Source organism: Mangrovicoccus sp. HB161399 (genome assembly GCF_013184745.1).
Taxonomy (GTDB): domain Bacteria; phylum Pseudomonadota; class Alphaproteobacteria; order Rhodobacterales; family Rhodobacteraceae; genus Mangrovicoccus.
The window spans coordinates 22,459-35,525 of sequence record NZ_JAATVU010000025.1; the positions used below are offsets into that span (position 1 = coordinate 22,459).

A 13,067-nucleotide genomic window follows, 5' to 3' on the forward strand; every position below is an offset into this window, starting at 1 on the left:
AGGTCGAGGCTCCGCCCCGGGGCGGGGGCGGAGCCGGGCCAGATTACTGCAGCAGGTCGGTCCAGACCTTGGTCACCAGGTCCTGGGCGGCGGGCGAGCAGGCCTTGGAGAACTGGACCGGCACGGTCGGGAACAGCTCGGGCGCGTTCTCGGGCGTGTATTTCGCCTGTGATTCGTCGATCTTCACCGGTGCCGAATGGGCGTAGTAGTTGTACTGGATCGTGGCGTTCTCTTCGGTCGACATGAACTCGATGAACTTCTTCGCCAGTTCGACATTCGCCGCCCCCTTCGGCACGACATAGCTGTCGAGCCAGCCGACCAGGCCTTCCTTCGGCATGGCGTATTCCAGGTTCGCGCCGGCATCGCGGGTGCGCAGCACGTTGCCGTCCCACCAGAAATGCGCCGCGACCTCGCCCGAGCCCAGGCGGTTCTCGATGTTGTCCGACGAATAGGCGGCGACGAAGGGCTTCTGCGCCATCAGCAGGTCATAGACCTTCTTCATCTCGGACTTGTCCTCCGAGCAGAAGGGCACGCCCAGGTACAGCTCGGCCGCGCCGACGACCTCGTCGGGGTAGGACAGCGAGGCGATCTTGCCCTGCAGGGATTCCGGCGGCTCGAAATAGACCGACCAGCTGTCCACCGGGCCGTCATAGAGGTCGCGGTTCACGGCGAAGCCGGCGGTGCCGTAGGCCATCGGGATCGAGTAGTCGTTCTCGGGGTCCCACCACTGGCCCTTCCAGCGTTCGTCGACGGCGCCGTAGGCGGCCAGGTCCTTGGCGTCGATGTCTTCCAGCAGGCCCTCGTCGATCATGATCTTCACGAAGTGCTGGGAGGGCGTGACGATGTCGTAGCCCGAGGCGCCTGCCTGCAGCTTGGTCAGCGCATCCTCGTTCGAATTGAAGCCGTCGAGGTTGACCGTGGCGCCGGTCTCGGCCTCGAACTTCTCGATCAGCTCGGGGGCGATGGAGTCGGACCAGTAATAGATGTTCAGCTCGTCCGCGAAGGCCGGGGCGGCGAGGCAGAGCATCGCGGTGCCGGTCAGCAGGGTCTTTTTCATGGGAGGTCTCCTGTTGGATCGTTTGTGGTTATGGATCAGATGTCGCGCCGCATGGCCCGCGCGCTGGCCAGCAGCGCGATGGTGGCGATGACCAGCGAGGCCAGGATCAAGAGCGTCGAGATGGCGTTCAGCTCGGGCGTGGTGCCGCGCTTGATCAAGGCGAAGATGTAGACGGGCAGGGTGGTGGTGCCGCCCGAGTTCAGCATGTTCGAGGTGATGAAGTCGTCCATCGACATGACGAAGGCCAGCATGGCGCCCGCGAAGACCCCCGGCGCGATCAGCGGCAGCGTCACCCGCCGGAAGGCGGTGAAGGGCGGGGCGTAGAGATCCTGCGCGGCCTCCTCGAAGTCCCGGCTCATCCCCTGCAGGCGGGCGCGGATCGGCAGGAAGGCGAAGGGCGTGCAGAAGGCCATGTGCGCCAGCGTCAGCTTCAGCATGCCGTTGGCGATGCCGAGCTGCGAGAAAAGGATCAGCACGGCGACGGCGACGACGATCTCGGGCAGCATCAGCGGCAGGTTCACCACCACCTCGGAGAGCCGGTAGACGCCTTTCGCCGGCGCGCGGCTCAGCACCATGGCGGCGGCGAGCGCGATCAGCGTGGCGCCGGTGGTCGCGATGACCGCGACGGTCAGCGAGACCTGCAGCGCGTCCATCAGCGCGGTGTTGGCAAGGGCGGCCGCGTACCATTCGGTGGAGAAGCCGGTCCAGACCGAGACCAGGCGGTTCTGGTTGAACGAGAAGCCGATCACCACCGCGATGGGCAGGTAGAGCCAGAGGAAGAAGACGACGGTCAGCAGCCGCGCGCCGGGATAGCGGCGGATGTCGTGGGCATGGTCGCTCATGCGGCGGCCTCCTTGCCGGCCGATGCCGCGCGGCGGGCATTCAGGATCAGGACGATGACGACGAGCGCCATCAGCACCATGGCGACGGCGGCGCCGAAGGGCCAGTTGCGGCCGCCGCCGAACTGGGTCTGGATCAGCGTGCCCATCATCATCTGCTTGCCGCCGCCGAGCAGCATGGGTTCGAGCACGGTGCCGATGGCGGGGACGAAGACCAGGATCGCGCCGGCCGAAAGCCCCGGCCAGGTCAGCGGCAGGATCACCCGCCGCAGCGTGGTCCAGCGGTTGCCGTAGAGGTCGTGCGACGCCTCCAGCAGCGCCGGGTCGAGCTTCTCGATGGCGGCATAGACGGGCAGCACCATCAGCGGGATGTAGCTGTAGACCATGCCGGTCAGCATCGCGCCGGGGGTGAAGAGGAACGTGTCGACATCGCCGCCGCCGAGGAGCTTCCACGCCTTTTCGGCCAGGCCCTCGTTGCCGAGGATGATCAGCCAGGCATAGACGCGGACGATCATCGACACCCAGAAGGGCAGGGTGACGAGATAGACCAGCAGCGGCTTCCAGTTCTCGCGGGCATTGGCGATCACGTAGGCGACCGGCACGGAGAGCGCCATGCAGATCGCCGTGGTGGCCAGGCCGTAGGCCAGGGTGCGGCCGATGATGGCCAGGTACTTGGGATCGAATTCCAGCTCGTCCGTCCAGCCCATGGTGAACAGGATTTCGCGGTAGCTGGAGAAGTTCAGCGCCCAGTCGAAGCCGCCATAGGGGCCGCGGTCGCCGAGGCTGACGCCCGCCACGATGCCGATGGGAATGATCAGGGTCAGCCCCATCAGCAGCCATGTCGGCGCGAGGCCCCAGAAGCGGAAGGTCTTCAGCGCCTTCATGTTCATCGCGCCAGCACCCTTGCGCTGTCCTCGCGGAAGCCGATGGTCACCGGCTGGCCGGGCGCGTAGCTGTCGGCATGGGACAGCGAGTTGCGGCGCGAGACGCGCAGGCTCTGTCCCGAGACATCGACGGTGTAATGGGTGTAGCCGCCCATGTAGTTGCGGCCCGACACTGTGCCTTCCAGCATCCAGCCGTCGGCCTGCGCCTCCATGCCGATCTTCTCGGGGCGCAGCGACAGGGTGGCCGGGCCGGGGCCGGTCAGGCCCTTCTGCCGGGCGGTGATCTCCAGCCCGAAGGGCGTCCGGACGCGGGCCATCTCGCCCTGGACCGAGAGCACCTCGGTTTCGATGAAATTGGTCTCGCCGATGAAATCCGCGACGAAGCGGTTCGCGGGGTCTTCGTAGATTTCCGACGGGCTGCCGATCTGCTGGATCCGTCCGTTGCCCAGGACGCAGATGCGGTCGGACATGTCGAGCGCCTCCTCCTGGTCATGGGTGACGAAGATGAAGGTGATGCCGGTCTTCTTCTGCAGGCTCCTCAATTCGTCGCGCATCGCCTGTCGCAGCTTCAGGTCGAGCGCCGAGAGCGGCTCGTCGAGCAGCAGCACCTTCGGCTCCGGCGCCAGCGCGCGGGCCAGCGCGATCCGCTGCCGCTGGCCGCCAGACAGCTGGGCGGGACGGCGCGCGGCAAAGGGCGCCATGTGCACCAGCTCCAGCATCTCGGCCACGCGGGCCTCGCGCCGCTTGCGGTCCCAGCCCAGGTTCTCCAGCCCGAAGGCGATGTTCTGCGCCAGCGTCATGTGCGGGAACAGGGCATAGCTCTGGAACACGGTGTTCACCCGCCGCTTGTGCGGCGGCAGGGTCTCGATTTCCTGCCCGGAGAGCAGGATTGCGCCCTCCGAGGGGCTTTCGAACCCGGCGATCATCCGCAGGAGCGTGGTCTTGCCGCAGCCGGAGGGACCCAGCAGCGTGAAGAACTCGTTCTCGTGGATGGTGAAGCTGACCTCGTCCAGCGCCTGGTAGGTGCCGAAACTTTTCGAGACGTTGTAGACCTCGACCGCCTTGCCGCGCGCCATGCGTGTTTCCCTGTTCCTGTCCCGCCTTGCCGCGGGCAATCGTTACGCCAGTTCGGTGATTTCGCGCCGGAATGGCAGCGCGTCGCCGATCGGTTCGCCGTCGAGTTCCCGGGCATAGCGGTGCCCGGCATAGGTGGCCCAGGCAATGGGACCTGGTGCCTCGGCATCGCCGATCAGCTTCACCGACCTGATGCCCGCGTCCTGCCAGTCGGCCTGGCGCGCTTTCAGCGCCCGGTAGACCTCGTCCTGGCCGGTGCGGGAGGCGACCATCACCACCGCGTCGCAGCCGATGGCGCCGCGCGCATCGGTGTAGCTGCAGCAGGTCTCCACCCCGTCCGCGCGGATCGAGGCGATGCCGGCGTTCAGCACGATCTTGACCCCGGCCTCGACGAGGCGGCAGTGGATCGCCGCCTGTTCCAGCGTGTTCAGCGTCCAGTCGGACACGTAGGCGGAGGGGGTGACAAGCGTGACGTCGCAGCCCTTCTGCGCGCAGAGCTCGGCGAGGACGCCGCCCATGTAGTAGTGGTCGTCGTCGAAGACCACGACCTTGCCCGAGGGCAGGCGGCCCTCCATCAGGTCGTCGGGGGTCAGCACCGCCATGCCCGGCGCGATCGGCAGCGGCACGACATGCTGGCGCGACACGCCGTCGGCGCGCCACCTGGCGCCGGTGGCGAGGCAGACATTCTCGAAGCCGAACTCCAGGATCTCGTCCGCGCTCAGCGGGCTGTCGAAATAGGTCTCGACATTCGGGCGCTGGCTCAGCTGGTAGGAGCGGTAATCGGCGACGCGGCCCCAGGCCGACAGGCCCGGCAGCAGGCGCTCCCTGGCGACGCGGCCGCCAAGCTCGGTCCCGGCCTCGGCCAGCGCGACGTCATAGCCGCGCATGGAAAGCGCGCGGGCGGCTTCCAGCCCGGCCGGGCCGGAGCCCACGACCAGCACGTTGGAGCTGCCGCCCTTCGCGTTCATCTTCTCCGGATGCCAGCCCTTGCGCCATTCCTCCATGAAGGTCGGGTTCTGGGTGCAGCGGCTGATCGACATGGTCATGTCGCCGGTGACGCAGATGTTGCAGCCGATGCATTCGCGGATGTCCTCGATCCGGCCCTCTTCCACCTTCTTCGGCAGGAACGGGTCGGCGATGGACGGCCGCGCGCAGCCGATGAAATCCAGCGTGCCCTGCCGCACCAGCCGCGCCATGACGTCGGGCGAGGTGAAGCGGCCGACGCCGACAACCGGCTTCGAGGTCAGCTCGCGGATGCCCTTGACCAGGACCTCCTGCGCGGCCTCTTCCTTGAAGCGCGAGGGGCCCGAGCAGTCCTCCCAGGTGCCCTGCGCCAGGTCCCAGAGATCGGGCAGGTCGGCATTCATCTCGATGAATTCGCGGACCTCGGCATTGGAGAAGCCCAGCTCGCCCACGGTCTCGTCGAGGCTGACGCGCAGGGTGATCGCCATCGTGTCGCCGACCGCGTCGCGGATGTCGCCCACCACTTCGTTGACGAAGCGCGCGCGGTTCTCGAGGCTGCCGCCGTACTCGTCCGAGCGCTGGTTGGTGGCGCGGCTGAGGAAATGCTGGAAGATGCCGAAGCCATGTGCGCCGTAGAGGCACAGGAGGTCGAACCCGGCCAGCTTCGAGCGCTTCGCGGCGTTGACGAACCAGCGGCGCAGGTCGCGGATGTCGGACTTGTCGAGCGCGCGCGCCTGCACCGGATCGTTGGTGAAGGTGCGGATCGGCAGGGCGCTGGGCGCCAGCGGCACCTCCTTGGTGTAGAGGTTCGGGCCGTTGATGCCGGAATAGGCCAGCTGGATGCCTGCCAGCGCGCCGTGGGTCTTCATCGCGTCCGACATGCGGTTCAGCGCCGGGATGTCGCGGTCGTCCCAGAGCCGCAGCTCGATGAACGGGGTGATTTCCGAGGTGTGGTGCATCTCGGTCTGTTCGGTGAAGATCACGCCCCAGCCGCCCTCGGCCTTGATCCCGCGCATCGCCGCGGCAGCCGAGGGGTCGCGGTAGCCCCCGCCGTTGCAATGCGGCACCTGGTAGAAGCGGTTCTTGGCAGTCAGCGGGCCGATTTTCACCGGCTCGAACAGGATGTCATAGGGCTTGGGGGGCACGCTTGGGTCCTCTCTCCGTGTCGGCGGCAGGAAAGCGTGAATCTCCGGCGAACGTAAATTACGGCTTGCGGAAGCCCGCATTAGGCATGGCCTAATCGCCATGTGTTTCAGCGCAGGTGCTGCCTTATCAGGCATCCTGCGAATTATTTAGTCTATACATTATCGGATCAACCCCGCGCAGGGCTGGGTTCCCGCCCCGAAACCGGGGAGGGATCCGGCAATGCGGATATCCGGAAACGGCCCTGGAACGGCGGGTCTGCGGCGCGCGAAACCGGCCGCCCTGCAAGCGCGCAGAGGCAGAGCCTTCCCGCCGCGCCTTGGCCCGCGCCCGCAGGGCCGCCTGCGCCGGGCGGGCAGGCGGCGACCTATCGGGATGGGGGATGGAAATCGGGCGGTCCGAGGTGCCGAGACCTGCGGGCTGCGGCGCGCTGCCCGGTCAGGGCGCGTCGGGCATGTGGATGCCCGGCGTGCGGGTCGGCGTGATTTCGGCCTGGCAATGCTCGATGAAGGCGCGCACCGTCAGCGCGGCCTGCGCGCCCTGCGGGACCAGCAGGCCCAGCGTCATCGGCCGCACCGGACCGGTCAGCGGCACGAAGCGCAGCCGCCCGCCATCGGGGGCCAGGTCGGTCACCGGGCGGATGTTGGCGATCGAATAGCCGAAGCCGTTGGCGACGAGCGAGCGCATCACCGCCATGTCGCGGGTCCGCTCGGCAATGTCCGGGGCGACCCCGGCCTCGCGGAAGAAGGACAGGAAGTATTCGGCGCTCAGCGGCAGGTCGAGCAGCACCATCGGGAACCCGGCCAGCATCTCGGGCGTGATCGCGTCGAGATGCGCCAGCGCATGGTCCTCGGGCAGCAGCACATAGGGCGGCAGCGACACCAGCGGCACGAAGTCCAGGTCGTTCGGGATGTCGAGGTCATAGGTCACGGCCAGGTCGAGCTTGGCCGAGCGCAGCCCGTCGAACAGTTCCGACTGGTCGCGCTCGAACTGGCGGAAGACCACCTCGGGATAGCGGTCGACGAAGCCGCGGCGCACCTGCGGCAGCACGATCTGCGCGAACGTGCCGAGGCAGCCGACGTTGAGCGGGCCGCGCACCTGGCCGGTGATGTCGTTCGACAGGTCGTTGAGCCGCCGCGCCCGGTCGAGCACGTCGCGGGCATGGTCGAGGAAGCGCAGCCCGCCCTGGGTCAGCGACAGGCCCTGGGCATGGCGGCGGACGAAAAGCTGCAGACCGAACTCGGCCTCGAGCTGCGAGATGGCGGCCGAGATCGAGGGCGAGGAGACGTTCACCTTCTCCGCGGCGAGCGCGATCGAGCCGCATTCGCCGACGGCGACGAAATATTCCAGCTGTCTGAGGGTGAAGCGCAGCGCCATACCGTCCCCCGTCCCGCACCGTTCAAAACCGGAATCCAATGTCGGCACGGCACGGGACGGGGTCAATGGGGCTGCGTCAATACTTGATCCATACGGTCTTGAGCGCGCTATATTTGTCGAAGGAATGGATCGACAGGTCGCGGCCGAAGCCCGACTGCTTCATCCCCCCGAAGGGCGTCATCGCCGAGAGCGCATCCACCGTGTTGACCGAAACCGTCCCGGCGCAGAGCCGGTCGGAGACCTCCATCGCGCGGCTCAGATCGCGGGTCCAGACCGAGGCGGCCAGGCCGTAGACGGTGTCATTGGCGATCTCCACCGCCTCTTCATCCGTCGCGAAGGTCTGCACCGACAGGACCGGGCCGAAGATCTCGTCCTTCGCGATTTCCGCGTCGCGCGGCACGTCGGCGAAGATCGTCGGCTGGATGAAGGCGTCCGAGCCCCCGACGGTCACGCGGTCGCCGCCGGTGACGAGGCGCGCGGAGGCGCGGCCCTTTCTCAGGAAATCGGCCACGCGGGCGGCATGATGCGCGTCGACCATGGCGCCCATCTGCGTTTCCGGATCGAGCGGATCTCCCTGGCGGATCGACTCGGCCTTCTCCTTCAGCCGCGCGATCATCTCCTCGGCGATGCTTTCATGCACCAGAAGGCGGGAGTTGGCCGAGCAGACCTCGCCCTGGTTGAAGAAGATGCCGAAGGCGGCCATCTCGGCGGCCTTGTCCAGATCGGCATCGGCGAAGACCAGGTTCGGGCTCTTGCCGCCGGTTTCCAGCCACACCTGCTTCATGTTGCTCTCGCCGGCATAGCGCTGGAAGAGCTTGCCGACCTGGGTGGAGCCGGTGAAGACGAGGCAGTCGACATCCATGTGCCGTCCCAGCGCCTGGCCGGCATCCTCGCCGAAGCCCGGAACGACGTTCAGCACGCCGTCGGGCAGTCCCGCCTCCTTCGCCAGCTCTGCCAGCCGCAGCGCGGACAGCGGCGACTGCTCGGCGGGCTTCAGCACGACGGAGTTGCCCGCGGCCAGCGCCGGGGCCAGCTTCCAGGTCGCCATGTCGAGCGGGAAGTTCCACGGCACCACGGCGCCGATCACGCCGAGCGGCACGCGGCGGATCAGGGCGATGTCGCGCCCGCCGGTGGGGGCCACTTCGTCATAGAGCTTGTCGATGGCTTCCGCGTGCCACTGGAAGAAATGGGCGGAGCCCGGCACGTCGACATTCACCGTCTCGGAGATGGGCTTCCCCATGTCGAGCGTGTCGGTCAGCGCAAGCTCTTCGAGGTTCTCGCGGATGAGCTGGGCGAGCTTGAGGATCACCTCCTTGCGCTCTCCGGGCGTCTTCCGGGACCAGCGGCCGTCCTCGAAGGCGGCGCGGGCGGATTTCACCGCGAGGTCGATATCCGCGGCACCGCCGCGGGCGACCCGGGCCAGAACCTCGCCGGTGGCGGGGTTCACGCTCGTGAAGGTGCCGCCGTCGGCAGCGGGGCGGAAGGCGCCGTCGATCCAGATGCCGGTGCGGAATTGGATCGCCTCAGCAGCGGCCTGGTAATGGGCGTGGCTCTGCATCATTCGTCTCCCGGCACGCCGTAGGAGGGCGCGTCCGTCGGGTTCAGGGCGCGGGTCACATAGGCGTCCGCCTGGGGCTTGTAGACCTCCCACGCAGCGGCAATTGCCGCGACGGGACAATCCTCTGTCCAGTCGGCACGCAGTTCCGCATAGGGCCAGGCCTGCTTGTCCACGACCAGCATGCCCGCCGAATGCACCGGCCCGGCCTCGCCGCCGGCCGCAAGCCCGGCCTGCATCGCCGCGATCAGCCGGTCGCCGAGCGCGCCCGGCGCCGCCTCGAAGGCGGCGACCATGGCGGCTGGCACGCCGTCATTGGCAAGAAGGTTGCCGCCTGCGGCGCAGTCGGTGCCTTCCGCGGCGGTCCATATGCCGAGCGCATTGCCGCCCGAATGGATATGCGTCCCGCCGTTGACGTCCACGGCGAGAAGCTGGCGGTAGTCCGGGAAGGCGTCCTTCTCCGCCGCCAGCGTGACTGCGGCCTCGGCCGTCATGCCCTCGGCCAGCCGGTCGAGCATGAAGGGCCCGAGCGCGGGGTTGGTCACGTTCTGCGAGGCGGCAGCACCCACGCCCGCGCGGGCGAAGGCGCAGCGCGCGGCGACGGCGGGGGAGGAAGACGAGATCGCCACTCCGAACTGCCCTGTCTCGGCGCAGCGCGCCACGATGGAAAAAGTCATGCCCTGCCTTTCGCTCAGTCCGGGATCACGGCGGTGGCGTCGATCTCCACCAGCCATTCCGGACGCGCCAGCGCCACGACGACGAGCCCGGTGCAGACCGGGTGCACGCCTTTGATGTACTCGCCCATGGTGCGGTAGACGGCCTCGCGGTGGCGCACGTCGGTGAGATAGACGACCAGCTTGCAGACATGCTCCATCTTGCCGCCGGATTCCTCGACCAGCTGGCGGATGTTCTGCATCACCTTGTGGGTCTGCTCGACCGGATCGTTGCTGGCAATGTTCTCGGCGGTATCCAGATCCTGCGGGCACTGGCCGCGCAGGAAGATCGTGGTGCCGCGCGCCACCACCGCCTGGGCGAGGTCGTTGTCGAGCTTCTGCTCGGGATAGGTGTCCTTGGTGTTGAACGGACGGATGCGGGTATGGGCCACTTTGGGTCTCCGGGTCGTGTCTCAGGCGGTTTCGGTTTCCGGCGCATGCGCCGGTTCATGGGCAAGATAGGCGCGCTGCTTGGCGATGTGATCGGCGATCGCCGCGGCATCGTGCCAGACGCCCCAGATGAAGGACGATCCGCGGCGGGTCTGCCAGGGCAGGCCGAGGAAGTAGATGCCGGGCTCGGTCACCGAAACGCCGCGGGAATGGCGGGGGCGGCCGCTATCGTCATGCGCACCCTCGGGCAGCCAGGAGTAATCCTGGGTGAAGCCGGTGGCCCAGATGATCGACGTGATGTTCTCGGCCGCCAGTTCCAGCGACAGGATCGGGTTGGCGACGCAGTCCGGGTCGGGCAGGATGCGGTGCGCCTCGGGTTCCTCCGGCAGGTCGAGCCCGTTGCGGGCGACGAAGTCGTCGGCCTCCTTCAGCACTGCCAGGTAGTTGCGGTCGCCATGGGCCAGGCTCTCGGCGAGATCGGCGGTGAAGCTGAGCCTGCCGTTGTCGTAGCGGTCGGCCTTGCCCAGCAGCGTCATGCCCTCGTTCGCCAGGCGGCGGAAATCGACGGTCTGGCCGCCATGGGCGCCGGAAACCGCGAAGGTGACATGCTCCGCGCCCGGCGTGGTCTCCATGTCCCACTTGTTCAGCACGCCCAGCCACCAGACGAAGTCCCGGTCGCGGTAGCGCCGCGGCGGGCGGTCATGCGGGCCGACGGCGAGGAAGACCTTGCGGCCCATCTCCATCAGTTCCTGAGCGATCTGCGCGCCCGAGGCGCCGGCGCCCACGACCAGGACCGCGCCCTCGGGCAGTTGGCCCGGGTTGCGGTAGCCGGTGGAGTGCATCTGCACGATGCCGGCTTCTTCCGGGACGATGGCGGGGATCACCGGCTTCTGGAAGGGGCCCGTGGCGGCGACGACATTCCCGGCCTCGATCACGCCCTCGGAGGTCTCGACGCGGAAGCCCGGGCGGCCCTCCAGCCGGGTGACCTTGCCGACCTCGACGCCGCAGCGCACCGGCGCGCCCAGCTTGGCGGCGTAGCGCTCGAAATAGTCGGCGATCTCGTCCTTGGCGATGAAAGCATCGGGCGAGCGGCCCTCGAATTCCAGCCCCGGGAAACGGTCATGCCAGGCCGGGCCGTTGGCGACCAGCGAGTCCCAGCGCTCCGAGCGCCAGCGCTCGGCGATGCGGGCGCGCTCCAGCACCAGGTGGGACACGCCCATCCGGCCCAGATGCTCGCTCATCGCGATGCCGGCCTGTCCGGCGCCGACCACCAGCACGTCTGTCTTCTCAACCGGCATGTTCCTGTCCTTTTCCGGGGAGTTCCTGTTGGCGTCCCTGCTGCCCGAGCGGGAGCTTCGGGAAAAGCAAAACCTCTGTCATCCTTGCTTAGCCCTGTCCTAAGCTGCGAGGATCGCGCGGGCGCAGCGCTCGCCGATCATCATGCTGGGCACGTTGGTGTTGCCGCCGATCAGCGTCGGCATGACCGAGCTGTCGGCGATGCGCAGGCCGTCGATGCCGCTGACCTTCATCTCCTTCGGATCGATCACCGCCATCGGATCGGTGCCCATCTTGCAGGTGCCCACGGGGTGGTAGACGGTCAGCGCCTCGGCGCGCAGATAGGCGAGGATCTCGTCGTCGGTCCGCACGTCCGGGCCGGGCAGCATCTCGGGGCCGCGGATCGCCTCGAAGACCGGGTCGGCAAAGATCTTGCGCGCGATCTTGATCCCCTCGACCAGCGTGGCGGCATCTTCCGGCGCGGAGAAGAAGCGGTGGTCGATCTCGGCGGCGCCATCCGGAGCCAGCCGGATCTCGCCCACGGATTTCGGCCTGAGCACGCAGGTATGGATGGCATAGCCATGGCCGTATTCGACGAGCCGCCCGCGATGGCTGCGGTAGCCGGGGACGAAGTGGAACTGGATGTCGGGCTCCGCCCCTGCGTATTTCGTCCGCGCGAAGCCGCCGGCCTCGACATAGTTGGTGCTCAGCATGCCCTTCCTGGCGGCGAGCCACTGGAAGGGCGCGGCGATCATCGAGGGCAGGTTGCCGACCGACAGCCCCAGCGTCATGATCGAGTCGGAGCGCACGGTGATCATGCCGTCGACATGGTCGCGCAGGTTCCGGCCGACGCCCGGCAGGTCATGAACGACCTCGACCCCGGCTGCCTTGAGCATCTCGGCGGGTCCGATGCCCGAGCGCATCAGGAGCGTCGGCGAGCCGATCGCGCCGCCCGAAAGGATCACCTCCTTCGCGGCGCGGATCTCCCGCTCTCCTTCGGGGCCGGAAACGACCACGCCGGTGACCCGCTTGCCCTCGACCACCAGCCGCCGCGTCTCTGTGCCGGAGATCACCGTCAGGTTCTGGCGGTCCTCCACCGGCTTCAGGAAGGCGCGGTAGGAGGACCAGCGCTTGCCGTCCTTCTGGGTCACGTTGTAGATCCCCAGCCCTTCCTGCGAGCCGTCGTTGAAATCGGTCTTCTCCGCCAGCCCGACGGCGCGGCCGGCCTTCACGAACATCGACGAGACCGGGTTCGGGTCGCGGGCGCGGTCGACATGAACTTCGCCCCCCGTGCCGTGCCAGTCCGGCGACTGGCCGATCATGTTCCGCTCCAGCGACTTGAACACCGGCAGCACGTCGTCCCAGGCCCAGCCGTCGCAGCCCAGCTCCGCCCATTCGTCGTAATCCGAGCAGGCGCCGCGGATGAACACCATCGAATTGATCGTCGAGGACCCGCCGAGCGCCTTGCCGCGGTTCACCGGGATGCGGCGGCCGTTCAGCTCGGGCTGCGGCGTGCCGACGTAGGAATAATCGTATTTCGGGTTGCCGTAGAGCGACAGGATCCCCGCGGGCACCTGCACGTTGGGCGCCGCGTCGCTGCCGCCGCCCTCGATCACGCAGACCGTGGCCGATCCGGCCGACAGCCGGTTGGCGATCACGCAGCCCGCCGAGCCCGCGCCGATGATGATGTAGTCGTAAGTCTCTGCCGCCATCTGGGCCTCCGGTCGAAATCCGCGCAAAGCCAGACGCAAGCGGCCGGGCGCGGCCAGAAGGTTTTCGCTCCGCAGGGGATCGGAA

General features: G+C 67.8%; 11 protein-coding genes. All 11 read right to left on the reverse strand.

The window, feature by feature from the left end:
- Positions 1–43: 43 nt before the first annotated feature.
- Complete coding sequence (locus HCC78_RS15390; protein ID WP_253949189.1) at positions 44–1,057, reverse strand: extracellular solute-binding protein; 1,014 nt, start codon at positions 1,055–1,057, stop codon at positions 44–46.
- A 35-nt stretch (positions 1,058–1,092) separates the two neighbouring features.
- Positions 1,093–1,899, reverse strand: a complete 807-nt coding sequence (locus HCC78_RS15395) for an ABC transporter permease (RefSeq protein ID WP_172329679.1) — start codon at positions 1,897–1,899, stop codon at positions 1,093–1,095.
- Positions 1,896–2,786 (reverse strand): ABC transporter permease, encoded by an 891-nt coding sequence (locus HCC78_RS15400; RefSeq protein ID WP_216671176.1) that lies wholly within the window; start codon positions 2,784–2,786, stop codon positions 1,896–1,898. Before HCC78_RS15400 ends, HCC78_RS15395 begins: the two co-directional genes overlap by 4 nt.
- Positions 2,783–3,856, reverse strand: a complete 1,074-nt coding sequence (locus tag HCC78_RS15405; RefSeq protein WP_172329680.1) for an ABC transporter ATP-binding protein — start codon at positions 3,854–3,856, stop codon at positions 2,783–2,785. Before HCC78_RS15405 ends, HCC78_RS15400 begins: the two co-directional genes overlap by 4 nt.
- A 42-nt stretch (positions 3,857–3,898) precedes the next feature.
- Positions 3,899–5,962 carry an FAD-dependent oxidoreductase gene (locus HCC78_RS15410; protein WP_371743843.1) on the reverse strand — a complete coding sequence of 688 codons (2,064 nt, stop codon included), beginning with the start codon at positions 5,960–5,962 and terminating at the stop codon, positions 3,899–3,901.
- A gap of 436 nt (positions 5,963–6,398) precedes the next feature.
- Complete coding sequence (locus HCC78_RS15415) at positions 6,399–7,337, reverse strand: LysR substrate-binding domain-containing protein (RefSeq protein WP_172329682.1); 939 nt, start codon at positions 7,335–7,337, stop codon at positions 6,399–6,401.
- Positions 7,338–7,413: 76 nt separating this feature from the next.
- Positions 7,414–8,895 (reverse strand): aldehyde dehydrogenase, encoded by a 1,482-nt coding sequence (locus HCC78_RS15420; protein ID WP_172329683.1) that lies wholly within the window; start codon positions 8,893–8,895, stop codon positions 7,414–7,416.
- Positions 8,895–9,569, reverse strand: coding sequence for a DUF1028 domain-containing protein (locus HCC78_RS15425; RefSeq protein WP_172329684.1), 675 nt, complete (start codon positions 9,567–9,569; stop codon positions 8,895–8,897). The genes HCC78_RS15420 and HCC78_RS15425 overlap by 1 nt, the downstream gene beginning before the upstream one ends.
- 14 nt (positions 9,570–9,583) lie before the next feature.
- A complete protein-coding gene (locus HCC78_RS15430) occupies positions 9,584–9,997 on the reverse strand; it encodes a Rid family hydrolase (RefSeq protein WP_172329685.1) in 414 nt (137 codons plus the stop codon).
- A gap of 21 nt (positions 9,998–10,018) precedes the next feature.
- Positions 10,019–11,293: an NAD(P)/FAD-dependent oxidoreductase gene (locus HCC78_RS15435; protein WP_172329686.1), complete on the reverse strand. Its 1,275-nt coding sequence runs from the start codon at positions 11,291–11,293 to the stop codon at positions 10,019–10,021.
- Positions 11,294–11,392: 99 nt separating this feature from the next.
- On the reverse strand, positions 11,393–12,982 hold the full coding sequence (locus HCC78_RS15440) for a GMC family oxidoreductase (RefSeq protein WP_172329687.1): 1,590 nt from the start codon (positions 12,980–12,982) through the stop codon (positions 11,393–11,395).
- Between the last annotated feature and the right edge of the window lie 85 nt (positions 12,983–13,067).

Excerpts from the sequence above, each read along its gene's own strand:
- HCC78_RS15415 (WP_172329682.1), bottom strand. The coding sequence starts at position 7,337 with ATGGCGCTGCGCTTCACCCTCAGACAGCTGGAATATTTCGTCGCCGTC.
- HCC78_RS15405 (WP_172329680.1), bottom strand. The coding sequence starts at position 3,856 with ATGGCGCGCGGCAAGGCGGTCGAGGTCTACAACGTCTCGAAAAGTTTC.
- HCC78_RS15425 (WP_172329684.1), bottom strand. The coding sequence starts at position 9,569 with ATGACTTTTTCCATCGTGGCGCGCTGCGCCGAGACAGGGCAGTTCGGA.
- HCC78_RS15390 (WP_253949189.1), bottom strand. The coding sequence starts at position 1,057 with ATGAAAAAGACCCTGCTGACCGGCACCGCGATGCTCTGCCTCGCCGCC.
- HCC78_RS15420 (WP_172329683.1), bottom strand. The coding sequence starts at position 8,895 with ATGCAGAGCCACGCCCATTACCAGGCCGCTGCTGAGGCGATCCAATTC.
- HCC78_RS15400 (WP_216671176.1), bottom strand. The coding sequence starts at position 2,786 with ATGAACATGAAGGCGCTGAAGACCTTCCGCTTCTGGGGCCTCGCGCCG.
- HCC78_RS15395 (WP_172329679.1), bottom strand. The coding sequence starts at position 1,899 with ATGAGCGACCATGCCCACGACATCCGCCGCTATCCCGGCGCGCGGCTG.
- HCC78_RS15440 (WP_172329687.1), bottom strand. The coding sequence starts at position 12,982 with ATGGCGGCAGAGACTTACGACTACATCATCATCGGCGCGGGCTCGGCG.
- HCC78_RS15435 (WP_172329686.1), bottom strand. The coding sequence starts at position 11,293 with ATGCCGGTTGAGAAGACAGACGTGCTGGTGGTCGGCGCCGGACAGGCC.